Raw genomic sequence first — 24,994 nt, 5'->3', positions numbered from 1 at the left:
GTATGCCGGTATGGCCCTGGCCCGGGCGGCTGCGGGGGTGTCCTGTTGAACCGTGGCCGGAACCGGTCGCGGCGGGGGCGGTTACAGGGAGCCGGTGAGCCGGTTCAGTGCGGCAGAGGTCGAACGGCCCTCGGTCATGGGCAACTCCCAGGCTTCGGCGCCGAGTGCGTCGCTGCCGCGCCGCTTGGCCTCGGTGAAGGGGTCGCCGCTGGTGAAGGCCAGGGCCGCGATCCCCAGCGGGCGCAACAGGTCGGCGTAGGCGTCCCAGCCGGCAACGTCGGCGGGGCCGGAGATGACGAATACGCCGTCGACACAGCGCAGGGCGGCCAGCAGTTCGGCGCGCTCGTCCTCGGGGTTGACCGGGCGGGTCGGGCCCTTCCACCCGCGCACGCGCTCGTCGTCCTCGACACCGACAATGACGGGCAGGTCGGGGCGGCGCCGCTGTACTGCGGCGAGGAAACGCACGTGCCCCACATGCAGCACATCAAAGGCGCCCGTGACGACGACCGGGGCGGCAGGGGAGTCGGCCCGGGCGAACCAGCGCGACGTCAGGGCGGGGACGTGTAGCGGATCGGGATTCGTCATCGCTCACCTTCACGGCCGGCACACCTTCGTCGGTCGGCTACCCATCCGGTTCCGCCCGCATCGACAACATATCCCCGCAGTGCGGTATTCCGTTGCAAACAGGTTGTTCAACAGATAATGTTGAAAACATTCCGTTCAAAACCTTGGCCGTCCGGCCATGCGGCCGGTCGTCCGGCTGTCCGGTCATTGGCATTGGCCATCCGGCCAGCAGTGCGGCGTGCGGTGCCCGACGGCCGCGTACCCGCCCTCACGAAACGAGGATCCCCATGAGCGATGAGAAGACCGGCTCCGCCGCCGACGCGTTCACCCGGCCCGCCGCCGATGCCGCCCGCAAGCGGCGCGAGTACACCGCCCTGTTCCACCTCACCGAGCGCCACGCAGCAGGCGAGGCCCGGCGCCGCTGGCAGGAGCGCTCCATGGTGATGGAACCCTTCGACGCCGTCCGCCGCGTCCACGACCTCGCCGCCGGCTCCGCCGATGCCGAGCCCGGCGAACCCCCGCTGGACACCGACGACCTCAACGCCGCCCTCACGCTGGCCCCGCGCATGCGCGCCGAACTCGACGCTCTGGAAGCCGGCCTGCTCGCCATGGCCCGCGGCCGCGGCATGACCTGGCAGGAGATCGCCTACGGCCTCGGCCTGGCAACCCCGCAAGCCGCCCGCCAACGCCACGACCGCCTCAGCGGCCGTTCCGAAGCCGCGGAACAGCAGTCGGCCGATACGTAGTGCTCTGACTGGAAACGTTGGCCGGGTCGCATCAGGCCGCTGGTGGACGACCCGGGTGGGTCGGGTGCTCGGCGGCGGCCATGCAGAACTGACCATCAGCTTTGATATCCAGGCATATCTGCAGGGTCGGTGCGTCGCCCACGGCACGGCGACTGCGCACGCACCGTCTACGATCAAGGGCCAGGCCGACCGGGTGTCCCGGTAGACCTGGCCCTTCGCTCTGCGGAGCGGGCGACGGGAATCGAACCCGCATGGCCAGCTTGGAAGGCTGGAGTTCTACCATTGAACTACGCCCGCATGATGGCGCCAGTACCCCGGAGTTTCCTCTAGACTCGTGGGGCCGACGGGGACCAGACTACAGTCTCCGCAGCGCGGGTTGTGCCATTTTTTTTGGGTGGGCATCGGTGCGAGGATCACGGGGAGTAGCGCAGCTTGGTTAGCGCGCATGCTTTGGGAGCATGAGGCCGCGGGTTCGAATCCCGCCTCCCCGACGAGAAGACCCGTGGCGCCGGGCGTGGTCCGCGGGCGCCGTGAGGGCCCCTCTGACTGCCCTAGACTTGGCACGATCAGCAGGAAAACGTGAAATCCAGTCTCAGGCCCCGCAGCTCGGTGCCACAGCGCGCCGGCCCGCCGGTACGTCAGTCCGGTGGTCGCAAGTTGCGCCCTGCGTGCCGGGACGTCCCGGAAAACCGCCGGAAACCTAGGAGTACCGCCCCGTGAAGACCGATGTCGAGGAGCTCAGCCCGACCCGGGTCAAGCTGACCATCGAGGTTCCCTTCGAGGAACTTGAGCATGCCTTCGACGTGACCTACAAGTCGCTCGCCAAGCAGGTCCGCATCAAGGGCTTCCGCCCGGGCAAGGCGCCAGCTCGGTTGATCGACCGGCACGTCGGGCGCGGAGCGGTGATCAGCGAGGCGGTGAACCACGCCGTCCCCGAGCTCTACAACGAGGCCATCGAGAAGGAGGAGATCTTCGCTCTCGGCCAGCCCGATGTGGAGGTCACCAAGCTGGAGGACAACGACGAGCTCGCCTTCACGGCCGAGGTCGACATCCGCCCCAAGTTCGAGGTGCCCGACTACGAGGGCCTGCAGGTCACCGTCGACGATGCCGAGGCGGGTGAGGACCAGGTCGAGGAGCAGGTGAACAACCTGCGCGAGCGGTTCTCCACGCTCGTCGGAGCCGACCGCCCGGTCGAGCAGGGCGACCACGTCTCCATCGACCTCGCCGCCGCCATCGATGGCGAGCCCCTTGAGGATGTGCAGACCAGCGGCCTGTCCTACGAGGTGGGCACCAACACCATCCTCGAAGGGCTCGACGACACGCTTACGGGCATGTCCGAGGGCGAGTCCGCCACCTTCTCCACGACGCTCGTCGGCGGCGACTACGAGGGCCAAGAGGCCGACGTCACCGTCACGGTGCACAGCGTCAAGGTCAAGGAGCTGCCCGAGCTCGACGACGAGTTCGCGCAGATGGCCAGCGAGTTCGACACGATGGAGGAGCTGCGCGCCGACGTCCGTTCGCGTATGGACGAGGTCCGCCGCCTGCAGCAGCTCAACCAGGGCCGCGACCGCGCCCTGGAGAAGCTGGTCGAGTCCGTCGATGTCCCGCTGCCCGACTCCGTGATCGAGGACGAGCTCAAGCGCCGCCGCGACAGCCTTGAGCAGCAGCTCGGCCAGAGCGGGCTGTCCAAGGAGGCTTACCTGGAGTCCCAGGAGCAGTCCGAGGAGGAGTTCGAGGAGGAGCTGAAGACCGGCGCCACCTCGGCCGTCAAGGCCGGCTTCATCCTGGACCAGCTTGCGCTGCAGGAGGAGCTCGCCGCCGACAACAACGAGCTGAGCCAGTACGTCATGGAGCAGGCCCAGCGCATGGGCATCTCCCCTGACCAGCTGGCCCAGCACCTCGTTGAGTCCAACCAGATCCAGGTCGCCTACACCGAGGTCGTGCGCGCCAAGGCGCTGGACCTGGTGATGGCGAAGGCCACCATCACCGACGAGTCCGGCAACGTGATCGAGCAGGACACCGGCGAGGAAGCCGGTGCCGCCGAGGCCGAGTCCGCCGCCGACACCGAGGTGGCCGTGGCCGAGGGCGCCGAGGAGCTCGACTCCGAGCCGCAGAGCCCCGAAGCCCGCGACACCGACGGTTCCGGCAGCGAAACCGAAACCGGCACCGGTGCCGGCGACGACGCGGCGGAGCGCAAGTAGCGCCGCCGCGGTATCCCCGTACAGCGAGCCCCGCGCCGTGGCCCACCGGGTCGGCGTCGGGGCTCGCTGGCGCAATGGCAACTACCAGGCAGGCGCCGCGGCACCTGCGCTCAAAGCGAACAGGCGCGCGATACGTGCGAGCCGGGCTGCTGCGGGCGTTAGTGTCGCAGGCGTCGCAACCGTTTCGAGTCCGGAGCAGGTGACGAGAGTGCCGCAGACCTCCAACGAGTCCCAGCGAATCGAAGCCCGTACGCCCGAGTCGCCTAGCCCCACGCAGTACGAGCAGACGTCCCAGCGCCTGCTGCGCCAGCGCATCGTCTTCCTCGGCCAACAGGTCGACGACGAGATCGCCAACCGCATCGTGGGTGAGCTGCTGCTGCTGTCGGCCGAAGACCGCCAGCGCGACATCACGCTCTACGTCAACTCACCGGGTGGTTCGGTGACCGCCGGCATGGCCATCTACGACGTCATGCAGTACATCCCCAACGACGTCCGCACGGTCGGCATGGGGATGGCCGCGTCGATGGGCCAGCTGCTGCTGTGCTCGGGTGCGCCCGGCAAGCGCTACGCGCTGCCGCACACCCGGGTGATGATGCACCAGCCCTCCGGCGGAATCGGGGGCACGGCCTCCGACGTCCGCATTCTGGCCGACCAGTTGCTGTACGTGAAGCGCATGTTCTTCGAGCGCGTCTCGCTGCACACGGGCCAGTCCCAGGAGGAAATCGAGAAGGACGCCGATCGCGACCGCTGGTTCACCGCCCAGGAGTCCAAGGATTACGGATTCATCGACGAGGTGCTTGAGGGCACCCTCGACGTGACCGGCGAGCAGGCGAGCTGACCGGCGACCCCATCCGTGTGGACAGGTTCACTGTGGAAGGCCAGAACATGACCGAGTACAACCCCAGCCCCTACGGCGGCGGCATGGCGCCGGCGGGCCCGCAGAGCCGCTACATCCTTCCCTCCTACGTCGAGCGCACGTCGTACGGGGTCAAGGAGATGAACCCCTACAACAAGCTCTTCGAAGAGCGGATCATCTTCGTGGGGGTGCAGATCGACGACACCTCCGCGAACGACATCATGGCGCAGCTCATCACGCTTGAGCAGATCGACGCCGACCGGGACATCCAGATGTACATCAACTCTCCCGGCGGCTCGTTCACCGCGCTGATGGCGATCTACGACACGATGCAGTTCGTGCGCCCGGACATCCAGACGGTGTGCATCGGCCAGGCCGCCTCGGCTGCGGCCGTGCTGCTGGCGGGCGGCACGGCGGGCAAGCGCGGCTGCCTGCCCAACGCCCGCATCCTGATCCACCAGCCCGAGTACCAGGGTGCTCACGGTCAGGCCAGCGACATCGAGATCCAGGCCAACGAGATCATGCGGATCCGCGAGCAGATGGAGACCACGCTCGCCAGGCACACCGGCCAGCCCCAGGAGCAGGTCTCCAAGGACATCGAGCGGGACAAGATCCTCACCGCCGAAGGCGCCAAGGACTACGGGATGATCGACTACGTTCTCCCGTATCGCAAGACGTCCCTGAAGTAGGGCGGACCGGGCCGCCAGCGTCGGAGGCGGGCCGGTGGCCACACGCCGTTGGCCGAGGCGTGGGCAAGCCGGTCCGCAACTTCGCTTAGTCTCGGAGGAGCGACGCACAGATCGCCCCGCCCATCGTCCGCCCGGAGGGCATATCCTGCAGAAGCGGTAGCTTGCTCGCACAGAGGGCACGTCATCCGCTTTCGCGGCACCGCCGGGTGGCCGATGACGGGGTGGCCTACGTTTTAAGGAGTGGCTGGGTGGCACGCATCGGCGACGGTGGAGACCTGCTGAAGTGCTCGTTCTGCGGCAAGAGCCAGAAGCAGGTGAAGAAGCTCATTGCCGGCCCGGGTGTCTACATCTGCGATGAGTGCATCGACCTGTGCAACGAGATCATCGAAGAGGAACTCGCCGACTCCACCGAGATGAAGTGGGACAGCCTTCCCAAGCCGCGTGAGATCTACGAGTTCCTCGACTCTTACGTGATCGGCCAGGAGCAGGCGAAGAAGGCCCTGTCGGTCGCCGTCTACAACCACTACAAGCGTGTCCAGTCCGAGGGGGACCGCCCGCGCGAAGAGGATGTTGAGATCGCGAAGTCCAACATCCTGCTGCTGGGCCCCACCGGTTCCGGTAAGACGCTGCTCGCCCAGACTCTGGCCAAGATCCTCAACGTCCCCTTCGCCATCGCCGACGCCACCGCGCTGACCGAGGCCGGCTACGTGGGCGAGGACGTCGAGAACATCCTGCTGAAGCTGATCCAGGCCGCCGACTACGACGTCAAAAAGGCCGAGACCGGCATCATCTACATCGACGAGGTCGACAAGGTCGCCCGCAAGAGCGAGAACCCGTCGATCACCCGCGACGTGTCGGGCGAGGGTGTGCAGCAGGCGCTGCTGAAAATACTTGAGGGCACCACCGCCAGCGTGCCGCCGCAGGGCGGGCGCAAGCACCCCCATCAGGAGTTCATCCAGATCGACACCACCAACGTGCTGTTCATCTGCGGTGGCGCCTTCGCCGGGCTGGAGAAACTCATCGAGTCCCGGGTGGGCAAGCAGGGCATGGGCTTCAACGCGGTGCTGCGCCCCTCGGCCACCAGCGGCGAGGACGACACCGACCAGTTGGCCGAGGTCATGCCCGAGGACCTGCTGAAGTTCGGGATGATCCCGGAGTTCGTGGGCCGCCTCCCGGTCATCACCAGCGTGCACAACCTGGACCGCCAGGCGCTGATCCAGATCCTCACCGAACCCCGCAACGCGCTGGTCAAGCAGTACCAGCGGCTCTTCGAGCTGGACAACGTCGAGCTGCAGTTCAGCGACGACGCGCTCGACGCCATCGCCGAGCAGGGCATCATCCGCGGCACCGGCGCGCGCGGTCTGCGCGCCATCATCGAGGAAGTGCTGCTGTCGGTGATGTACGAGGTCCCCAGCCGCGAGGACGTCGGCCAGGTCATCATCACCCGCGAGGCGGTGTTGGAGCACGTGAACCCCACCATCGTGCCGCGCACCAAGCGCGGGCCCGAACGCGAAGAGAAGAGCGCCTGAGCAACCCCCGCGCCGCGGGGCGTGCGCAATCGGCGGCTGAGGCCGATACGGTGCTTCAGCCGCCGATGATCTCGTCCATGCGGTTGATGTCGGCGGTCTGCTCGGCGATGACATCGCCGGCCATGCGCAGTACCTCCGGGTGCTTGCCCTCGCTGGAGGCCTCTTCGGCCATCGTGATCGCGCCCTCGTGGTGGGCGGTCATCAGTTCCACGAACTTCCGGTCGAACTCCGGGCCTTCGGCGGCCCGCAGCTCGTCGAGCTGCTGCTGATCGGCCATGCCGGGCATGTCGTCGTGGTCGAGGTTCACCGGGCAGCCGGACCCCTTCGAACCCTTGCCCGAGCCCTGTGGCGGGCCCGATGCATGGCCCCCGTGCCCGCCGTCGGGGCCGTGGGCGCAGAACCCGGACGCATCCGGATTGTCCTCGGCGGGGCCGTAGACGTTCTGCTCCATCCACGCCTCCATCGCCTCGATCTCGGGTTCCTGAGCCGCCGCGATCCGGTCGGCGATCTTGGCCAGGTCGCCGCTGTGGACACGGTCGGGGACCATATCGGTCATGACCAGTGCCTGGTGGTGGTGCTCGATCATCATCAGCACGTAGGTGACATCGGCCTTGTTGTGCTCCAGGCCCGCCGCGGCGGCGTCGAGCTGGTCCTGCGAGGCGGCCGAGGCCGACTCCCCGGGCGAACCCGGTGCGAGCACCGGCGGGCTGCCGACGGCCGATGAGCCGCCGGTGCAGGCTGTCAGGCCGGTGAGAACGATGGCGGCGGTGGCCGCCGCGACCCGGTGCCGCACGTGGGCTCCTTTTCGCAAGGGGGCGGAGCGGCCCCGCGGACCGCCTTGCAGGATTGTTTACTCACCGCGCCCGCCGTTTGTCCAGTGCGGCCCGCGGGGCGGATGCGGTCGGCTGCGCAGGTTCCGGCGCGGCGCGAAGCTCCTGCTGAGCAGTATCCGGCCAGGTGAAAGGCAATGTTTTCGGATAAACCGGCGTGTTGCGCAATGGCGGTCGCTGACGATAGCCGATTGTCGAATCCCGGTTCCGTCGAGATGCTCCCCTGTACAACACAACCCCAGGCTGGGTATTTTCTCATCACTCGGGATGCATCGGATAAGGAGTCCACATGTCGACATCCCCCTGGCCGTTCCGTTCGCGGCGCAACCGTCGGCGCGGTTTCAGCGCTGCTACAGGCGCTGCCGGCGCTGCAGGCGCCGCCGCGCTGGTCGCCGCGACCGCTTTCGCACCGGCCGCGGGCGCCGATTCAGCCTCCGACGACGTCAGTACCAGCGAAAATGTCGTTCACCTGGCGAATCTGCCCAAAGAGGGACCTTTCGCCGACGAGGCCGCTTTCAATTCTGATCTTGCTTTCACCGGCGACTACGCCATCGACGGCAACTACAACGGCTTCACGATCTACGACATCTCCAATCCGGAATCACCGCAGGTCGCAAGCCAGGTGCTGTGCGAAGGCGGCCAGGGCGACGTGTCGGTCAGCGGCGACCTGCTCTACTTCTCGGTCGACTACCCGCGCGCCGGCGAGGACTGCGGCGCACCGTCGAGCACACCGGCCGACGCCGACGCGTTCGAGGGCATCCGGATCTTCGATATCTCCGACAAGTCGGCCCCCGAGTACGTGTCGGCCGTGCCGACCGACTGCGGTTCGCACACCAACACACTGGTGCCCGGCGACCGCGGTACCGACTACATCTACGTGTCCTCCTACTCGCCCGCCGAGGACTACCCGAACTGCCGGCCGCCGCACGACAAGATCTCGGTGATCGAGGTCGACAAGGACGACCCGGCATCGGCCGAGGTGGTCAACAAGCCGGTGATGTTCCCCGACGGCGGCAACGAGGACCAGGAAGGCCTGCTGCTGCCCACCACCGGCTGCCACGACATCACCGTGCTGCCCGGCAAGGACATGGCCGCGGGCGCCTGCATGGGCGACGGCGTGCTGATGGACATCAGCGACCCGGTCGAACCCCGGGTCACCGAGCGGGTGACCGACGACAACTTCGCCTTCTACCACTCGGCCACCTTCAGCAACACCGCCAAGACCGTCATCTTCACCGACGAGCTCGGCGGCGGCGGTGCCGCCACCTGCAACGAGGAGGTCGGCCCCAACCGCGGCGCCGACGCCGTCTACAGCCTCAAGGGCGGCAAGAAGAACCCCAGGCTGGAGTTCGAGAGCTACTTCAAGATCGACCGCCACCAGGCCGACACCGAGAACTGCGTGGCCCACAACGGCTCGCTGATCCCGGTTCCGGGCAAGGACTACTTCGTGCAGTCCTGGTACCAGGGCGGAGTCTCGGTCATCGACTTCAACGACCCTGAGAACCCGCGCGAGATCGGCTACTTCGACCGCGGGTCCTACAGCGACAAGTTGCAGGTCGCCGGTTCCTGGTCGGCCTACTACTACAACGGGCACGTCTACTCCTCCGACATCCAGCAGGGCTTCGACGTGCTGAAGCTCGACGACCGCCGGCTGAAGCAGGCCGAGAACGTCCATTACGACGAGTTCAACCCGCAGAGCCAGCCGCGCTACCGCCCGGGACGCGGGCACTAGCCGAGCGAACCGCCGCACGCACCGGAACGCACCCGCCGCACCCGATCTGGGGCGGCGGGTGCGGTGCGTGCCGGGCACCGGCACGGTCGGCGGGGTGAGTACGCTGGGTATGTGTGCACCCCAGAACAGCCGGCCGCGCTGTGAGCGAGGCCGATATCCACGAGCAGTACAACCGGGCCGTCGCTGAGATCACCGCCCGCAGGGTCGAAACCGACATCGACCCCTCGACCGAGCGGATCCGCGCCCTGATGGACGTGCTGGGCGATCCCCAGCGCAGCTACCGGACCATCCACATCACCGGTACCAACGGCAAGTCCTCAACAGCCCGGATCATCGACGCGCTGCTGCGCGAACGCCATCTGCGCGTGGGCCGCTACACCAGCCCGCACCTGCGTACGATGCGCGAACGCGTCGTCATCGACGGCGAACCGGTCAGCGAGGAACGCTTCGTCGAGGCCTACAACGACATCCGGCCCTACCTGGACCTGGTCGACTCCTCCCACGAGGTCCCGCTGTCCTTCTTCGAGGTGCTGACGGGTATGGCCTATGCCCTGTTCGCCGACACCCCGGTCGACGTGGCGGTGGTCGAGGTCGGCATGGGCGGCGCGTGGGACGCCACCAACGTCATCGATGCCGATGTCGCCGTGGTCACCCCCATCGCCATCGACCACACCGAGTTCCTGCCCGACACGGTCGAGGGCATCGCCGAGGAGAAAGCGGGCATCATCAAGCCCGACTCCATCGCCGTGCTCGCCCAGCAGCCGCTGGCCGCCGCGGAGGTGCTGATGCGCTACGTGTCCGAGATCGGGGCGCAGGTCGCACGCGAAGGCCTGGAGTTCGGCGTTGCCGAGCGCGGGATCGCAGTTGGCGGCCAGCAGGTCTCGTTGAAGGGATTGCGCGGCGGCTACGAGGGCCTGTTCCTGCCCCTGTTCGGCGCGCACCAGGCGGGCAACGCCGCCGTCGCGGTGGCCGCCGTCGAGGCGTTCGCACCCGGCGAGACCGACGACCGGCTCGACCCTGAGCTGGTCGGCGAGGCGCTGGCCGGTGTCGAGTCGCCGGGCCGCATGGAGATCCTGCGCACCACGCCCACCGTGCTCGTCGACGCGGCCCACAACCCGGCGGGGATGACCGCGGCGGTTGCGGCCGTGCAGGAGGAGTTCGACTTCGTACGGCTCATCGGAGTCGTGGCGGTCATGGCCGATAAGGACGTCGAGGGGATCCTGGAGCCGCTTGAGCCCGTGCTCAGCGAGATCGTGCTCACCCGCAACTCCTCGGGGCGCAGCCTTGCGATGGACGACCTCGGCCGGGTGGCCGAGTCCGTCTTCGGTGCCGACCGCGTGCACCGCGCCGAGCGGCTGGACGACGCCATCGACGCCGCCATCGCCCTGGCCGAGGCCGAAGGCGAACCCAGCGGCACCGGCGTGCTCATCACGGGATCCGTCGTCACCGCCGGCGACGCCCGCCACCTGATCAAGGGGGAGTGACCATGCGCAGGCTGTGTGCGGTGGTGCTGGCCATCGAGGCCGTGGTCATCGGGCTCGCCGTACCCGTGGCGATCCAGGTCGCCGGTATCCCGGCGGCGGTCGCCGGCGGCGTGTGGGGCGGCTTGGCGGTCGTCGCGCTGGTGCTGAGCGCGCTGCAGCGCTTCGGCTGGGCATACTACGCGGCCTGGGTGCTGCAGGTGGCGTTCGTGGTCAGCAGCTTTGTGGTGCCGGGGCTGGCGATCCTCGGCGTAATCTTCCTGGCGCTGTGGGTGGCCGGGGTGCTGCTGGGGCGGCGCACCGACGCCCAGGCCGCGGCGCGCGAGCGGGTTCAGCAGGGGTAGCGTTCAGCGCTGCACGCCCGCCCGGCCGCGGGTGCGGTTCTGCGGCGGCTCGGGGCGAGCGGCCGAAGCGGTAAGGTGACCACGGCCGGGGTGTGTTCGACGGGTTGGTCCGCAGCGAGCGCGAGCGGCGCACCCGTGTGCCCGTTGCGCCGAGCGCGCAGCGGGCCGCTGCCCCGCCGGCGCCGCCGGACCGCGGTCCATTCGTTCCCGCCCATGGAGCGGTCGGCCGCGCGTCGGGTGCAGCCCGGTGCCGATCCCGGCCTTTTGCCCGATCCTGCACACCGACTGCCGAGGAGTAACAGCACCGTGGAGCGCACCCTTGTCCTGATCAAGCCCGACGGCGTAGAGCGCAGCATCATCGGCGAGGTGATCTCGCGGATCGAGCGCCGCGGCCTCAAGATCGCCGCGATGGACCTGCGCACGCTGGACGCCGACACCGCCAAGACCCACTACGAAGAGCACGCCGAGCGGCCGTTCTTCGGCTCGCTGGTGGAGTTCATCACCGGCGGCCCGCTGGTGGCCATGGTGGTCGAGGGCGAGCGCGCCGTCGAGGCCTTCCGCGCGTTGGCCGGAGCCACCGACCCCATCGCCGCGGGCCCCGGAACCATCCGCGGCGACTTTGCTCTGGAGGTGCAGCAGAACATCGTGCACGGCTCGGACTCCACCTACTCCGCCGAGCGCGAGATCAAGCTGTTCTTCCCTGATCTGCGGGGCTGATCCGACCGTTTTCCCCTGTGCGCCGGGCCGTGCCCGGCGCTTTTTTGGTTTCTGAGCACACGATCCATCCGGAGTGTTTGCGTAGTCGATCGACTCCGCAGCGTTACGATACGGGTACTGGATCCACATCCGTACTGGAACGAGTCCGTATTGACCGCCCTGTGAGGGCCTCACCCGTTTCGTGCCGCTGAGGACGCTTCATGACCAATAACCTCGCCTTTCTGGGCCGCGATATGGCGGTCGACCTCGGGACAGCCAACACACTCGTCTACGTCCGCGGCCGCGGGATCGTGCTCAACGAGCCCTCCGTCGTCGCACTGAACGCCGCCACGGGCAAGATCGTCGCGGTGGGTATCGAGGCCAAGCAGATGATCGGCCGCACACCCAGCAGCATCACCGCCGTCCGTCCGCTCAAGGACGGGGTCATCGCCGACTTCGAGATCACCGAGCGCATGCTGCGGTACTTCATCCAGAAGATCCACCGCCGCCGCCACTTCGCCAAACCGCGCATCATCGTGGCGGTGCCCAGCGGCATCACCTCCGTGGAGCACCGGGCGGTCAAGGAGGCCGGCTACCAGGCCGGCGCGCGGCGGGTCTACATCATCGAGGAACCCATGGCCGCGGCCATCGGCGCCGGACTGCCCGTCCACGAGCCCACCGGCAACATGGTCGTCGACATCGGCGGCGGCACCACCGAGGTCGCGGTCATCTCGATGGGCGGCATCGTCACCTCGCAATCCATCCGGGTGGGCGGCGACGAACTCGACCAGTCCGTGATGACCTACGTGAAGAAGGAGTACTCGCTGCTGATCGGCGAGCGCACCGCCGAGGAGATCAAGGTCGCCATCGGCTCCGCCTACCCGAACGGGGGCGAGGAACTGCACGCCGAGGTGCGCGGCCGCGACCTGATCAGCGGGCTGCCCAAGACCGTGGTGATGTCGGCGGCCGACATCCGCCAGGCGATCGATGAGCCGGTCACCGCCATCATCGATGCGGTACGCACCACCCTGGACAAGTGCCCGCCGGAGCTCTCCGGCGACGTCATGGACCGGGGCGTGGCCGTCACCGGCGGCGGCGCGCTGCTGGCCGGGCTCGACGGCCGGCTCCGCCACGAGACCGGCATGCCCATCCACGTCGCCGAGAACGCACTGGACTCGGTGGCGGTGGGCTCGGGCACCTGCGTCGAGAACTACGAGCGGCTCAGCCAGGTCCTCGTTCCCGAGCGGCGGCGCTGACATGGGGCGCGACGGTTCGCGCGCACGGCTGGTCGTCGGGGTCCTCGCCGCCCTGTCACTGGTCCTGGTCGTGCTGGACTCGCGCGAGGGCGCCAACCCCGTCACCAGCGCGGCGCGCACAGTCGGCGAGGTCGCCTTCCACCCGGTGTCGAAGGGGGTCTCCGCGGTGGCCGATCCGGTATCGGGCACCGTCGAAACCCTGGCCGCGGCACCGGACGCCGGCGCGCGCATCGAGAAGCTCCAGGAACGCAACAAGGAGCTGCGGTCGCGGCTGCGGGGCCAAGAGACCGACGCCGACCGCGCGCAGGAGCTGCGCGACATGCTCAAGCTCGCAGGGAAGGGCGGCTACGAGGTCGTGCCCGCCCAGGCGGTCACCCGGGTGACCGCGCGCGGGTTCTCCGACACGGTCACCCTCGACGTGGGGCGCCACGACGGTGTCCGGCCGAGCATGACCGTCGTCAACGGCGACGGCCTGGTGGGCCGGGTGATCCAGGCGGGCGGAGCCACGGCCACGGTGATGCTGGTGACCGGACAGGACTCGGCGGTGGGCGCCCGGCTGGAGGACTCCCGCGAGATCGGCGTGGCCAAGGGCGACTCCAGCGGTATCGGCGACGGCAAACCGCTGCAGGTCCAGCTGATGAGCACCGAGGCGCGGATGAAGAGCGGCCAGCGCCTGGTCACGCTGGGATCGCACGAGGGCGCGCCGTTCGTGCCCGGCGTGCCCATTGGAACGATCACCGAGGTCGAGGACACTCCGGCGAAACTGACCCGCACCGGGCGCGCCGATCCTGCAGTCGACTTCGGATCACTAGATGTCGTGGGGGTCATCGTGGCCGGACCCGAGGGTGACCCCCGCGACTCCCTCCTGCCGGGGCCCAAGCGAGACGCCCCGGGGGCAGAGGGCAGCGAGAAGGCCTCGGACGGCGGAGACTCCGGCTCCGGTTCCGGCGATGGCAACGGCGGCGACGGCGGTAATGGCAACGGCGGAGAGGGCGGACGATGAAGGCGACGGTCTCGGCCCTGCTGGTGCTGGCCGCGGTGCTTCTGCAGACGGCGGTCGTCAACCGGGCGCCGCTGCCCTGGGTGCCGCCACCCGATCTGGTGCTGCTCGTGGTCACCGGCATCGCGCTGTGGTCCACACCGGCCGCTGCGGCGGCGTTCGGCTTCGCCGGCGGACTGGCGGTGGACGTACTGCCGCCGGCCGACCACGAGATCGGCCGCACCGCGCTGCTGCTGTGCCTGGCCGGCTACCTGATCGCCTCCATCCGCGACTTCAGCGTGCGCTCGGGGCTGGGCCCCTACCTGGTGGCCGCCTGCACCGCGCTGGGGGTGTCGGCGGGCTTCGCGCTCATCGGATTGGTGCTGGGCGACTCCCGTTCGGCGCTGCCGGATGCGCTGTGGGTGGTGCTCGCCGGCGCGGCGACCACCCTGCTGGCCTCTCCGGTGGTGCTGCTCCCGCTGATGCCGGTGATGCGCCGGCTGTCCGGCGAAGTCCGCGACGACCTGCCCGTGCCCTGGACCACCGCGAAGGGATAGGGGAGATGAGACCACTTGGCAGGCGAAGACTGCTGAGCGGGCGGCACCATCAGAGCCCCTGGGCGCCGGCCGCCTCGACCCGGCCGCGTACGGCGCGCCGGGGCAGCATGCTCGCCGTGCAGCTGCTGGTACTGGCCCTGTTCGCCGCGCTGACGGCCCGCATGTGGCACATGCAGGTGCCCATGGCCGACCACTACCAGGAGTTGGCGCTGGCCAGCCACACCCAGAAGCTGATCCAGCCCGCGGTGCGCGGCCGCATCCTGGACTCCTCGGGCCGCCCGCTGGTGCGCAACCGCACCGTGCTGACCGTTACCGCCGATTACCACGCCCTGCTCAACCAGGATGACGACGGCGAGGCCGTGCTGCGCAAGGTCGCCGACCTGCTCGGCGAACCCTACAAACGGCTGCGCGGCCGGGTGCGGCTGTGCGGGCCCGAGACCGGCCGCCCGTGCTGGCAGGGCTCGCCGTACCAGCCCATCCCGCTGGCCGAGGACATCGAGCCGCGAGCCGCCCTGGAGATCATGGAGCGCAAGACCGAGTTCCCCGGAATCTCCGCCCAGCAGATGGCCGTGCGCGAGTACCCCAACGACAAGCTCGCGGCGCAGATGCTGGGCTACCTGCAGCCCATCACCCAGGAGGAGTTCGAGGCCCGCGAGGACCTGCGCGCCGAGTTCAGCGGTGTGGACCGGGTGGGCCGCGACGGCCTTGAGGCGGTCTACGACAAACGGCTGCGCGGCGACTCCGGCGAACGCATCCTGTCCGTGTCGAGCCAGGGCGACGTGCGCGGCACAACCTCGCACACGCCGCCCGAACCCGGCATGCACCTGGTCACCACCATCGACACCCGCGTGCAGCGGCTCACCGAAGACGCACTGGCGCGCGCCGTGCAGAAGGCGCAGAACCAGGGCAAACCGACCGACGCCGGCGCGGCCGTGGTCCTGGACGTGCGCACCGGACGGGTGGTCGCCATGGCCAGCGAGCCCACCTACAACCCCGAGGTGTGGAACGGCGGAATCGATGCAAAAACCTACAACCGGCTGCTCAGCGACGAAGCGGGCGAACCGCTGATCTCGCGCGCGCTGCAGGGCCAGTTCCCGCCCGGCTCGACGTTCAAGCCCACCTCGCTGGCCGCCGCGGTCGAAAACGGCGCGTCGCTCAACGGTTCCTACAGCTGCCCGGGCTCGATCGGCCTGGCCAACCGGTCCTGGCAGAACTTCGAGGGCGGCGGGTACGGCACGATCAGCCTGCGCAAGGCCATCACCGTCTCCTGCAACACCGTCTTCTACCAGCTCGGCTACGACATGTGGGCAGAGGACGGCGGTACCTCGCCCAAGAAGAAACCCGAAGACGGCATGGCCGAAATGGCCCGCGGATTCGGATTCGACGCGCCCACCGGTGTCGACCTGCCGCACGAGTCCGCCGGACGCATCCCCGACCGCGAGTGGAAGCGCAAATACTGGAAGGAAACCCGCGACCACAGCTGCAAGATGGCCAAAAAGGGCTATCCCGACGTGGCCAAGGAGGACCCCGCACGGGCTTCCTACCTGAAACGCGCCGCCCACGAGCACTGCGTCGACGGCGACCGCTGGCGTGCCGGCGACGCCATCAACTTCGCCATCGGCCAGGGCGACGTGCTGGTCACCCCGCTGCAACTGGCGCGCGCCTACGCCGCCATCGCCAACGGCGGCACGGTGTACGAGCCGCGGGTGGGCCGCGCGTTCCTCTCGCCCGACGGCGAGCGGGTCGAGGAGATCGAACCCGTCAAGGCCGGCGAGCTGCCGGTCAAAGACCGGACCCTGGAGTACATCCAGGACGCGCTGACCCAGGTACCCAAGGACGGCACCGCAGCAGGCGCCTTCGACGGGTTCCCGCAGGGCCGGGTCTCGATCGCGGGCAAGACCGGTACGGCAACCATGCTGGGCCGCGAGGACTCCGCCTGGTTCGCGTCCTACGCACCCGCCGACGACCCGCAGTTCGCGGTGGTGGTGATGCTCCCGCAGGCGGGGACCGGCGGTACCGCGGCGGCTCCGGTGGCCCGCGAGATCTACGAGGGCATCTACGGCCTCTCGGCCAAAGCCGGCTCCAAGGACACAGGCGGCGGCTCCGCCGCTGCCGGTCCCGCGCTCAAGGGGGGCGAACCGCCCGAGGAACTGCCGAGTGTCCGCGAGGACGGCTCGATCGCGCCGCCCGACGACAACTGACGAGACCGCTGGCGGTAACCGATGACCATTCCCAGCCCGTACCCGCCGAGCCTGGCCGACCGCGCCGGGCGGCTGATCGCCACGTCGGCGCCGCGCCGGCTCGACTGGCCGATGCTGGTCGCCGTCGCAGGACTGTCCGCGATCGGCATCCTGCTGGTGTGGTCGGCCACCTACGACCCCACCGACCCGGCGGCCGCTGTCGGCCACGTCGAACGCCAGGCGATACACCTGGCCGTCGGCGCGGTCGCACTGCTGGCCGTGGCGGCGGTGGACTTCCGGGTTTCCCGCGCGTATGCGCCCTTCATCTACGGCGTTGCCGCGCTGGGTCTGCTCCTGGTGCTGACACCACTGGGCGAGACCATCAACGGGTCGCGTTCCTGGCTGGTCGTGGGGCCCCTGCAGATGCAGCCCGGCGAAATCGCCAAGGTGGGGCTGGTGCTGGCCGTGGCGATGCTGCTGGGCGAGCCCCGCGACGGCGAGTACGCGCCCACCAGCCGCGATGTCCTGTTCAGCCTCGCCGTACTGGCGGTGCCGCTGGGGCTCATCCTGGGCCAGCCCGACCTGGGCACCGCAATGGTGCTCACGGGCACCTACCTGGGCATGCTCGCGCTGTCGGGGGCGCCCGTGCGGTGGGTGGGCGGCCTCATCGGCTGCGGGCTCCTCGCGGCTTTCAGCGTGTGGTGGTTCGGCCTGCTCAAGGATTACCAGCTGGAACGCTTCACCACGTTCATCGACCCCGGCGCCGATCCGCGCGGCGCCGGCTACAACGCCAACCAGTCGATGATCGCGGTGGGCTCCGGCGGTCTCAACGGCACCGGTCTGTTCCAGGGCGAGCACACCCGCGGCCGGTTCGTGCCCGAGCAGCACACCGACTTCATCTTCACGGTCGCCGGCGAGGAGCTGGGCTTCGTGGGCGGGGCGGCCATCATCGGCCTGACCGTCTTCGTGCTGTGGCGGATCCTGCGGGTCGCAGCCGGCTGCGAGGAGCCCTACGCCCGCATGGTGTGCATCGGCGCGGCGGCCTGGCTGGGGTTCCAGAGCTTCATCAACATCGGCATGACCCTGGGGGTCAGCCCGATCACCGGTGTCCCGCTGCCGTTCGTGTCCTACGGCGGCACGGCCACCGTCGCCAACATGGTGGTGCTGGGCCTGGTGCTCAACGTGCACGCGCGCGACCGCCGGGTCCACTGACCGCTCGCGGCGGAGTAGCGGTCCGGCGCGTGCGGCCGCTCGCTAAGCTGTGGAGGTTCGACAGGACTTTCCGCGACAGCCGACGCAGGGGAACCACCATGCCCATCGAAAGCGTGTTTTCGCAGTTGGAAGCGCTGCTTCCGAGCGTGCAGAAACCGGTGCAGTACGTCGGGGGCGAACTCAACTCCGTCGTGGCCGACTGGGACACCGCCGAGGTCCGCTGGGCACTGATGTACCCCGACGCCTACGAGGTGGGTGCTCCCAACCAAGGTGTGCAGATCCTCTACGAGGTCCTCAACGAGCGCGAGGGCGTGCTCGCCGAACGCAGCTTCGCCGTGTGGTCGGACCTGGAGGGCCTGATGCGCGAGCACGGCGTTCCCCAGTTCACCGTCGACGCCCACCGGCCCGTTGCGGCGTTCGACGTGTTCGGGATCAGCTTCGCCAGCGAGATGGGCTACACCAACATGCTCACCGCGCTGGACCTCGGCGGTATCCCGCTGCGCGCGGCCGACCGCACCGATGACCACCCGATCGTGCTGGCGGGCGGGCACTCCGCCTTCAACCCCGAGCCGGTCGCCGACTTCCTGGACGCGGTCGTGCTCGGTGACGGCGAGGAGATCGCGCTGGCCATCACCGAGGTCATCCGCGAATGGAAGCGCGAGGGCCGCCCCGGTGGGCGCGACGGGCTGCTGCTGCGGCTGGCCGGCGGCGGCGGGGTCTACGTGCCGCGCTTCTACGACGTGGGCTACCACCCCGACGGGAGGATCGAGTCCTATACGCCCAACCGCGCGGGCGTGCCGTGGAGCGTGCAGAAGCACACCGTGATGGACCTCGACAAGTGGCCCTATCCGAAGAACCCGGTCGTGCCGCTGGCGGAGTCGGTGCACGAGCGCTACAGCGTCGAGATCTTCCGCGGCTGCACCCGCGGCTGCCGGTTCTGCCAGGCCGGGATGATCACCCGCCCGGTGCGCGAGCGCAGCAAGGAGACCATCACGGAGATGGTCGAGCAGGGGGTGCGCTCGTCGGGGTTCCAGGAGGTCGGGCTGCTTTCGCTCTCCAGCGCCGACCACACCGAGATCGGCGGTATCGCCAAGGACCTGGCCGACCGCTACGAGGGCACCAACACCGGGCTGTCGCTGCCCTCGACCCGCGTGGACGCGTTCAACATCGACCTCGCCAACGAGCTGACCCGCAACGGCCGCCGCTCCGGGTTGACGTTCGCGCCCGAGGGCGGCAGCGAGCGCATGCGCCGGGTCATCAACAAGATGGTCACCGAGCAGGACCTGATCCGCACGGTCACGGCGGCCTACGCGGCGGGCTGGCGCCAGGTCAAGCTGTACTTCATGTGCGGTCTGCCCACCGAGCAGGATGAGGACGTGCTGGCAATCGCCGAGCTGGCCAAGGAGGTCATCCGCGCCGGGCGCGAGGCCACTGGGCGCTCCGACATCCGGTGCACGGTCTCCATCGGCGGGTTCGTGCCCAAGCCGCAGACCCCGTTCCAGTGGGCAGGGCAGACACCCTTCGAGGAGGTCGATTCGCGGCTGCACAAGCTCAAGGCCGCGCTGCGTTCCGACCGCCGCTACGGCAAGTCGATCGGGCTGCGCTACCACGACGGCAAGCCCTCGATCATCGAAGGGCTGCTTTCGCGCGGGGACCGGCGAGTGGGCCGGGTCATCGAGGCGGCGTGGCGCGCCGGGGGCCGTTTCGACGGCTGGAGCGAGCACTTCTCCTACGAGCGCTGGAGCGCGGCCGCCGCCGAGGCGCTGGCAGGCGAACCCGTTGACCTGGACTGGTTCACCGTGCGGGAGCGCGACCAGGACGAGGTGCTGCCTTGGGACCACCTCGATGCCGGGCTCGACCGCGGCTGGCTGTGGCAGGACTGGGAGGACGCGCTGCACGGCGATGAGTCGGTGGAGGTCGACGACTGCCGGTGGAACCCGTGCTACGACTGCGGGGTCTGCCCCACGATGGGCACCGAGATCCAGATCGGGCCGAGCGAGCCGGGCCGGTCGCTGCCGCTGACGGTGGTCTGAAGCGGCGCCGGGCGGTGCCTGGGTCGCTTGGCGCCCGGTGCCGCCCGGAGTCCGGTACAACCCGGAACCGGGATGAGGAGCAAGGTATGGCCCGGCGCCCCGCTCGCGCCGGGCCATACGTCATGTAAGACGGGCCGGTGGTGCCAGGGGTTGGCATGGCTGCGCGATTTCCTTAAAGAATTTTTTCCCGGACCCGGAGTCGCAGGTCACCAAGCAGGGTGGCCTGATACGGCCAGAGCGGGACGATGTGATCCGGACCCGTGTACCGCTTTTCAACCTGTCGGCGGGCGGGAACAGCACATACGTGGGTGATCCAGTACGGAGCGGTGCGTCATCGGGTCATCCGCCCACTGGCCCGATCGGGGTGTCCGATCGTTCACCTCCGCGGCCGATGGCGCATGCTCCTTGGAGCGCACCGTACGCTGAAGTAAGACGTGAATCTCCCAGGTGGGTGCGGCAGGGAGGAATCAGCCCGCCCACTGGGGAGTTACCGAGGAAAGGAGAAAAGCTGCCCCCCGCACCTGAGGGCACCACCCCGCCCTCCACCGGACACGCCGGCCCGCGGCTGCGGGTCCGCTACACCAAGCGCGGCAGGATGCGCTTCGCGAGCCATCGCGACATCGCCCGCGCATTGGAGCGGGCGTTGCGCCGAGCCGGTGTCCCCGTCGCGTTCTCAGCGGGGTTCTCGCCGCACCCGAAGCTCTCCTACGTCAACGCCGCCCCCACCGGGGTGGCCAGTGAGGCTGAGTACTTCGAGATCACGCTGGCCGAACCCGTTGCCCACGACGAGGTCCGTGTCCGGCTCGACGACGCCATGCCCGACGGGCTCGACGTCGCCGAGGTCGTGGCGGCGATGCCGGGCGGTCTTGCCGACCGCCTCCAGGCATCGGAGTGGCTTGTGGAACTGCCCGGCGTCGACCCCGACGACGCAGCGGAGGCGGTGGCCGCGTTCGACGCGGCCGAAACCGTCGAGGTGGAGCGGCTCACCAAGAAGGGCCGCCGCCGCTTCGACACCCGTGCGGCCGTCCTCCATCTTTGGGTGGACGGGCGCGCCACAACGGAACGAGATGCGACATATGCCACACTTCGTATGGTTGTTCGGCACACGACACCTGCTGTTCGACCGGACGACGTGGTGAACGGCCTTCGCCAGGTGGCCGACCTCGCGCCGCTGTCATCGCCAGTGATGACCCGGCTGGCGCAGGGGCCGCTCGACGATGCGTCCGAAGCGATCGCCGATCCGCTCACCGCGGATGCCCTGGCGGATCCGGCCGGACGCGCGGCGGACCAGCCGCGACCGTTCTCGCCCGCGCGGAGCGCGCCGTATGCGTGAACTCCATTGGGGACGCGGGCGACCCGAAACGACTTTGCCCCGGCCAGCCCGAAACCGGCTGCCGGCGCCGACATAGCGACAACAGTCCCCGCGCGCAGCGGCCGGAGCGCCAGCGCCCACGCCGCGCCCGGGGACTTGACGGGAGACCGCCCGGATGCTCGACAACGAGCCCGACAACGGTGCTGAAGGCACCGAGGGCACAACTGAAGCGACACAGACACCCGATGTGCAGGCGACCTTCGCGCCGCCGCAGGAGAGCGAGGTCAGGGTCAGCGGACCCGAGCGGCGCAGCGGAGCGCTGCGCTCGGCCGGTCCGCCGCCCGAGCCCGAACCGGTGGCACCGGCCGAGGGGCCGTTGACCACGGTTGCGGGCCAGGCGTCCCTTGAGGACACCGACCCCGGCGACACCGCTCCCGACCAGACCGCCGATGCCGAACCCGCCGAGCCTGCCGCGACCAAGCGCCGCACCCGCACCAAGGGCACCCGCGCCCAAGGGCGCTCGCGCGGTGCCGCCCCCGACGAAGCCGCGGAAACCGGCCACGATGCCGAACCCGGCTCGTCCGCCGCCGGCGGCGGCATCGCCCCCGAGGCTTCGGGCACAGGCGCCTACCAGGCGCCGATGGTGCTCTTCCAGCCGCCGGTCGCCCCGGCCGAGCCGGCGGGGCGGGCCCAGCGCAACGGCTCCGCGCCGTCCCCGGAGGACACCGGCGCAGCCGACGCCGCCGCTACCACCGACACTTACGGCTCCGCCGGCGGCGACACCGGTTCCGCCGCCGACGACACCGACGACCGCGCGGCCGAACCCGGCGCCGACGATGACGAAACCGACGACGAGCGCCCCTCGCGCCGCCGCCGGCGCCGCGGTGGACGCGGGCGCGGGCGCGCCCGTTTCGGCGAGGACGAAGGCGACGACGAAGCCGAGCCCGCCGCCGACACCCGCGGTGCCGCCGGCACCGAGGCCGGCGAATCCGCCGCCGACACCGCTTCCGCCGCCGGAGCCGGTACCGGCGGACGCTCCCGCAGGGCGGCTGCCGACGAGCAGGAGTCCGACGACGAATCGGCCGGAAGCCGCCGCAGGCGCCGCCGCCGGCGCCGCACCGGCGGCGAGGGCGAGGACGGTGCCGCCGACCAGGGCGACCCGCCCAACACCGTCGTCAAGGTGCGCGAACCGCGCAGCGGCAAGGCCACCGAGAACAAGACGGCCGAGAACGAGGTCCAGGCGGTCAAGGGCTCCACGCGCTTGGAGGCCAAGAAGCAGCGCCGCCGCGAGGGCCGCGAGCAGGGGCGCCGGCGCGCACCCGTCATCACCGAATCCGAGTTCCTGGCCCGCCGCGAGTCGGTCAAACGCGACCTGGTGGTGCGGCGCACCGGCGACCGCACCCAGATCGCGGTGCTGGAGGACGACGTCCTCGTCGAGCACTACGTCGACCGCGCCGCCCACAAGTCCTACGTCGGCAACGTTTACCTGGGCCGGGTGCAGAACGTGCTGCCGTCGATGGAGGCGGCGTTCGTCGACATCGGCAAGGGGCGCAACGCCGTGCTCTACGCCGGCGAGGTCAACTGGGACGCCACGGGCTTCGAGGGCCAGCCCAAGCGGATCGAGTCGGTGCTCAAGTCCGGCCAGTCGGTGCTGGTGCAGGTCACCAAGGACCCGCTGGGCCACAAGGGCGCCCGCCTGACCAGCCAGATCAGCCTGCCCGGCCGCTACCTGGTCTATGTCCCCGACGGCTCGATGACCGGTATCAGCCGCAAGCTGCCCGACAAGGAGCGCGCGCGGCTCAAGCAGATCCTGAAGAAGGTCATGCCGGAGAACGCCGGCGTGATCGTGCGCACCGCCGCTGAGGGCGCCAGCGAGGAAGAGCTGGAGCGCGATATCACCCGGCTGGCCAAGCAGTGGGACTCCATCAAGCGCAAGTCGCGCTCGGCCAGTGCGCCGTCGCTGCTCAACAGCGAGCCCGACCTGACCGTGCGGGTGGTGCGCGACGTCTTCAACGAGGACTTCTCCAGCCTGGTGGTCTCGGGCGGCGAAGCCTGGGACACCGTGCACGACTACGTCGACTATGTGGCGCCGCACCTGTCCGAGCGGCTCTCGCACTGGACCGAGGACGGCGACGTCTTCGAGGCCTACCGCATCGACGAGCAGATCCAGAAGGCGCTGGAGCGCAAGGTGTGGCTGCCCAGCGGCGGCTCGCTGGTCATCGACCGCACCGAGGCCATGACCGTGGTCGACGTCAACACCGGCAAGTTCACCGGTCAGGGCGGCAACCTTGAGGAGACGGTCACCAAGAACAATCTGGAGGCCGCCGAGGAGATCGTGCGCCAACTGCGGTTGCGCGACATCGGCGGCATCATCGTGATCGACTTCATCGACATGGTGCTTGAGAGCAACCGCGACCTGGTGCTGCGGCGCATGCTGGAGTGCCTCTCGCGCGATCGCACCAAGCACCAGGTGGCCGAGGTCACCTCGCTCGGGCTGGTGCAGATGACCCGCAAGCGGGTCGGCCAGGGGCTGCTTGAGGCGTTCTCGCACAGTTGCGAGCACTGCGCCGGGCGCGGCGTGGTGGTCTCCACCGAACCGGTCGGCCCCAAGGCCAACGGGGGCGGCACCGGCGCCGGCGGTGGCAGCGGCCGCAAGAAGAAGGGCAAGGGCGACAAGGACCAGGCCGACCGGCCCGAGTCCGCGGTGCCCGACCCCGAGGCCGCAGCCGACGACGCCGAGCTCGAGCCCGCGGCCGGAGCGGTGGCGGCGGCCGAGGCCGAGGACGCCATCGAGGAGCCGGCGCCTGCCAAGGGCAAGCGCGCGGGCGCCAAGACCGCGGCCAAGTCCGCCGCCACCAAGTCCGCCGGCCGCAAGACCGGCCGCCGCACCAAGAAGGGCGATGCTGCGGCGGCCGAGGACGAGACCGAACCCACCGCACCGGAGGGCTCCGAGGACTCCGGCGCCGGCGCTGCCGGCGCAGGGGCTGCCGAAGGAGCCGCACCCGAGTCCGGGTCCGGTGCAGCGGGCGATGCCGACTCCGCCGCCGACGGCGGCGAGCCGGCCGATTCCGAGAATTCCGCCGAGCAGCGCCCGCGCAGGCGCCGCACCCGGCGGACCAAGGCCGCGACCTCCGCCGAGTCGGCGGTGGCCGAGGCGACCTGAGCGGTTCCGCCCCCGGGGGCGCACCGCTCCCGGCGGCGGACCGCTGTGCGCGGGCCGGACCTTCGCGGGTCCGGCCCGCACACCCCGCGCGCGGGCCCTTACGGGCGTGCTGCGCTCCGCCCCACCGGTGGTAACCTAGAAGGCGGTGCGTCGGCGCGCCCCCATCGTTCGCGCGCCCGAGACCTACTTCTCGACTTCGCGCCGCCGCGGGCGAGCGCGCGGGTCGAAGGTCGATTTTGAGCGCATATCCTCCCCCGTTCAGGCGGGGCTGGTCCACACGAGCAGGAAGAGAGTTCCCCGGTGTACGCGATCGTGCGAGCGGGCGGCCGACAGGAGAAGGTGGCTGTCGACGACGTCTTGGCCATCGACAGGGTCTCCGACGAGACGGGCGCCACGTTGAAGTGGGAGCCGCTGCTTGTCGTCGACGACGGCAAGGTCATCAGCGAAGCCGCCGAGTTGAGTGGCTACTCCGTCACCGCCGAGGTTCTCGGTGAGTCCACGGGCCCCAAGATCAACATCATCAAGTACAAGAACAAGACCGGCTACAAGAAGCGCATGGGCCACCGGCAGAAGTACACCCAGGTCCGTGTCACCGGTATCGCGTCGAACAACAACAAGTAGGAGAGGGGCGCGA

Annotated in this window: 20 protein-coding genes and 2 tRNA genes; 19 read left to right on the top strand and 3 right to left on the bottom strand. The window is 69.6% G+C overall.

The genetic code is table 11. The features are described 5' to 3' along the window. Window positions 1-81: 81 nt before the first annotated feature. Window positions 82-585, bottom strand: coding sequence for an adenylyltransferase/cytidyltransferase family protein (locus ACYVD5_RS15730; RefSeq protein WP_461001788.1), 504 nt, complete (start codon window positions 583-585; stop codon window positions 82-84). 266 nt (window positions 586-851) lie between these two features. On the opposite strand from ACYVD5_RS15730, the gene ACYVD5_RS15725 reads away from it, so the two are divergent. Continuing rightward, window positions 852-1,310: a DNA-binding protein gene (locus ACYVD5_RS15725; protein ID WP_461001787.1), complete on the top strand. Its 459-nt coding sequence runs from the start codon at window positions 852-854 to the stop codon at window positions 1,308-1,310. A 226-nt stretch (window positions 1,311-1,536) separates the two neighbouring features. On the opposite strand, the gene ACYVD5_RS15720 is transcribed toward ACYVD5_RS15725, so the two are convergent. Then, window positions 1,537-1,607: transfer RNA gene (locus ACYVD5_RS15720), tRNA-Gly, on the bottom strand. A gap of 119 nt (window positions 1,608-1,726) precedes the next feature. Between ACYVD5_RS15720 and ACYVD5_RS15715 the strand changes: the two genes are divergently transcribed. The 5 genes from ACYVD5_RS15715 (at window position 1,727) to clpX (ending at window position 6,585) form a co-directional block, all read left to right on the top strand. Then, a tRNA-Pro gene (locus ACYVD5_RS15715) sits at window positions 1,727-1,801 on the top strand. Between the two features lie 225 nt (window positions 1,802-2,026). Further along, window positions 2,027-3,511, top strand: a complete 1,485-nt coding sequence (gene tig, locus ACYVD5_RS15710) for a trigger factor (protein WP_461001786.1) — start codon at window positions 2,027-2,029, stop codon at window positions 3,509-3,511. 208 nt (window positions 3,512-3,719) lie between these two features. Continuing rightward, window positions 3,720-4,349, top strand: coding sequence for an ATP-dependent Clp protease proteolytic subunit (locus ACYVD5_RS15705; protein WP_461001785.1), 630 nt, complete (start codon window positions 3,720-3,722; stop codon window positions 4,347-4,349). Window positions 4,350-4,396: 47 nt separating this feature from the next. Next, entirely contained in the window at window positions 4,397-5,056 is a 660-nt protein-coding gene (locus tag ACYVD5_RS15700) for an ATP-dependent Clp protease proteolytic subunit (protein ID WP_461001837.1), read from the top strand. Window positions 5,057-5,304: 248 nt separating this feature from the next. Further along, window positions 5,305-6,585, top strand: a complete 1,281-nt coding sequence (gene clpX, locus ACYVD5_RS15695) for an ATP-dependent Clp protease ATP-binding subunit ClpX (RefSeq protein ID WP_461001784.1) — start codon at window positions 5,305-5,307, stop codon at window positions 6,583-6,585. Between the two features lie 55 nt (window positions 6,586-6,640). On the opposite strand, the gene ACYVD5_RS15690 is transcribed toward clpX, so the two are convergent. Then, the gene (locus tag ACYVD5_RS15690; RefSeq protein WP_461001783.1) at window positions 6,641-7,378 is read right to left on the bottom strand and encodes a DUF305 domain-containing protein; all 738 of its coding nucleotides are present in this window, start codon (window positions 7,376-7,378) and stop codon (window positions 6,641-6,643) included. A 326-nt stretch (window positions 7,379-7,704) separates the two neighbouring features. Here ACYVD5_RS15690 and ACYVD5_RS15685 point away from each other — a divergent pair, with 326 nt between their 5' ends. The 13 genes from ACYVD5_RS15685 to rplU all read left to right on the top strand — a co-directional run bounded on the left by ACYVD5_RS15685 (window position 7,705) and on the right by rplU (window position 24,981). Beyond that, window positions 7,705-9,147 carry an LVIVD repeat-containing protein gene (locus tag ACYVD5_RS15685; protein WP_461001782.1) on the top strand — a complete coding sequence of 481 codons (1,443 nt, stop codon included), beginning with the start codon at window positions 7,705-7,707 and terminating at the stop codon, window positions 9,145-9,147. 140 nt (window positions 9,148-9,287) lie between these two features. Further along, window positions 9,288-10,631 carry a bifunctional folylpolyglutamate synthase/dihydrofolate synthase gene (locus ACYVD5_RS15680; RefSeq protein ID WP_461001781.1) on the top strand — a complete coding sequence of 448 codons (1,344 nt, stop codon included), beginning with the start codon at window positions 9,288-9,290 and terminating at the stop codon, window positions 10,629-10,631. A gap of 2 nt (window positions 10,632-10,633) precedes the next feature. Then, window positions 10,634-10,972 carry a DUF4233 domain-containing protein gene (locus ACYVD5_RS15675; protein ID WP_461001836.1) on the top strand — a complete coding sequence of 113 codons (339 nt, stop codon included), beginning with the start codon at window positions 10,634-10,636 and terminating at the stop codon, window positions 10,970-10,972. 306 nt (window positions 10,973-11,278) lie between these two features. Beyond that, a complete protein-coding gene (gene ndk, locus ACYVD5_RS15670) occupies window positions 11,279-11,689 on the top strand; it encodes a nucleoside-diphosphate kinase (RefSeq protein ID WP_461001780.1) in 411 nt (136 codons plus the stop codon). Window positions 11,690-11,889: 200 nt separating this feature from the next. Beyond that, complete coding sequence (locus ACYVD5_RS15665; protein WP_461001779.1) at window positions 11,890-12,924, top strand: rod shape-determining protein; 1,035 nt, start codon at window positions 11,890-11,892, stop codon at window positions 12,922-12,924. Between the two features lies 1 nt (window position 12,925). Further along, window positions 12,926-13,927, top strand: a complete 1,002-nt coding sequence (mreC, locus tag ACYVD5_RS15660) for a rod shape-determining protein MreC (RefSeq protein ID WP_461001778.1) — start codon at window positions 12,926-12,928, stop codon at window positions 13,925-13,927. Beyond that, the gene (gene mreD, locus ACYVD5_RS15655) at window positions 13,924-14,460 is read left to right on the top strand and encodes a rod shape-determining protein MreD (RefSeq protein ID WP_461001777.1); all 537 of its coding nucleotides are present in this window, start codon (window positions 13,924-13,926) and stop codon (window positions 14,458-14,460) included. Before mreC ends, mreD begins: the two co-directional genes overlap by 4 nt. A 107-nt stretch (window positions 14,461-14,567) precedes the next feature. After that, a complete protein-coding gene (mrdA, locus tag ACYVD5_RS15650) occupies window positions 14,568-16,661 on the top strand; it encodes a penicillin-binding protein 2 (protein ID WP_461001776.1) in 2,094 nt (697 codons plus the stop codon). A 21-nt stretch (window positions 16,662-16,682) separates the two neighbouring features. Then, window positions 16,683-17,852, top strand: a complete 1,170-nt coding sequence (gene rodA / locus ACYVD5_RS15645; protein WP_461001775.1) for a rod shape-determining protein RodA — start codon at window positions 16,683-16,685, stop codon at window positions 17,850-17,852. A gap of 98 nt (window positions 17,853-17,950) precedes the next feature. Then, window positions 17,951-19,885, top strand: coding sequence for a TIGR03960 family B12-binding radical SAM protein (locus tag ACYVD5_RS15640; protein ID WP_461001774.1), 1,935 nt, complete (start codon window positions 17,951-17,953; stop codon window positions 19,883-19,885). Between the two features lie 595 nt (window positions 19,886-20,480). Beyond that, a complete protein-coding gene (locus ACYVD5_RS15635) occupies window positions 20,481-21,218 on the top strand; it encodes a TIGR03936 family radical SAM-associated protein (RefSeq protein ID WP_461001773.1) in 738 nt (245 codons plus the stop codon). A 154-nt stretch (window positions 21,219-21,372) separates the two neighbouring features. Continuing rightward, window positions 21,373-24,360 (top strand): Rne/Rng family ribonuclease, encoded by a 2,988-nt coding sequence (locus tag ACYVD5_RS15630; RefSeq protein ID WP_461001772.1) that lies wholly within the window; start codon window positions 21,373-21,375, stop codon window positions 24,358-24,360. Between the two features lie 300 nt (window positions 24,361-24,660). Further along, a complete protein-coding gene (gene rplU / locus ACYVD5_RS15625) occupies window positions 24,661-24,981 on the top strand; it encodes a 50S ribosomal protein L21 (RefSeq protein ID WP_461001771.1) in 321 nt (106 codons plus the stop codon). The last annotated feature ends 13 nt before the right edge of the window (window positions 24,982-24,994 follow it).

It is taken from the genome of Streptomonospora sediminis (genome assembly GCF_054778995.1).
The sequence above is the reverse complement of the archived record's forward strand: the minus strand, read 5'-3'. Positions and strand labels throughout refer to the sequence as shown.

Coding starts and splice junctions, on each gene's coding strand:
- ACYVD5_RS15730 (WP_461001788.1), bottom strand. CDS start 585: ATGACGAATCCCGATCCGCTACACGTCCCCGCCCTGACGTCGCGCTGG.
- ACYVD5_RS15725 (WP_461001787.1), top strand. CDS start 852: ATGAGCGATGAGAAGACCGGCTCCGCCGCCGACGCGTTCACCCGGCCC.
- ACYVD5_RS15700 (WP_461001837.1), top strand. CDS start 4,397: ATGACCGAGTACAACCCCAGCCCCTACGGCGGCGGCATGGCGCCGGCG.
- ACYVD5_RS15685 (WP_461001782.1), top strand. CDS start 7,705: ATGTCGACATCCCCCTGGCCGTTCCGTTCGCGGCGCAACCGTCGGCGC.
- ACYVD5_RS15675 (WP_461001836.1), top strand. CDS start 10,634: ATGCGCAGGCTGTGTGCGGTGGTGCTGGCCATCGAGGCCGTGGTCATC.
- ACYVD5_RS15665 (WP_461001779.1), top strand. CDS start 11,890: ATGACCAATAACCTCGCCTTTCTGGGCCGCGATATGGCGGTCGACCTC.
- mreC (WP_461001778.1), top strand. CDS start 12,926: ATGGGGCGCGACGGTTCGCGCGCACGGCTGGTCGTCGGGGTCCTCGCC.
- mreD (WP_461001777.1), top strand. CDS start 13,924: ATGAAGGCGACGGTCTCGGCCCTGCTGGTGCTGGCCGCGGTGCTTCTG.
- mrdA (WP_461001776.1), top strand. CDS start 14,568: ATGCTCGCCGTGCAGCTGCTGGTACTGGCCCTGTTCGCCGCGCTGACG.
- rodA (WP_461001775.1), top strand. CDS start 16,683: ATGACCATTCCCAGCCCGTACCCGCCGAGCCTGGCCGACCGCGCCGGG.
- ACYVD5_RS15640 (WP_461001774.1), top strand. CDS start 17,951: ATGCCCATCGAAAGCGTGTTTTCGCAGTTGGAAGCGCTGCTTCCGAGC.
- ACYVD5_RS15635 (WP_461001773.1), top strand. CDS start 20,481: ATGCGCTTCGCGAGCCATCGCGACATCGCCCGCGCATTGGAGCGGGCG.
- ACYVD5_RS15630 (WP_461001772.1), top strand. CDS start 21,373: ATGCTCGACAACGAGCCCGACAACGGTGCTGAAGGCACCGAGGGCACA.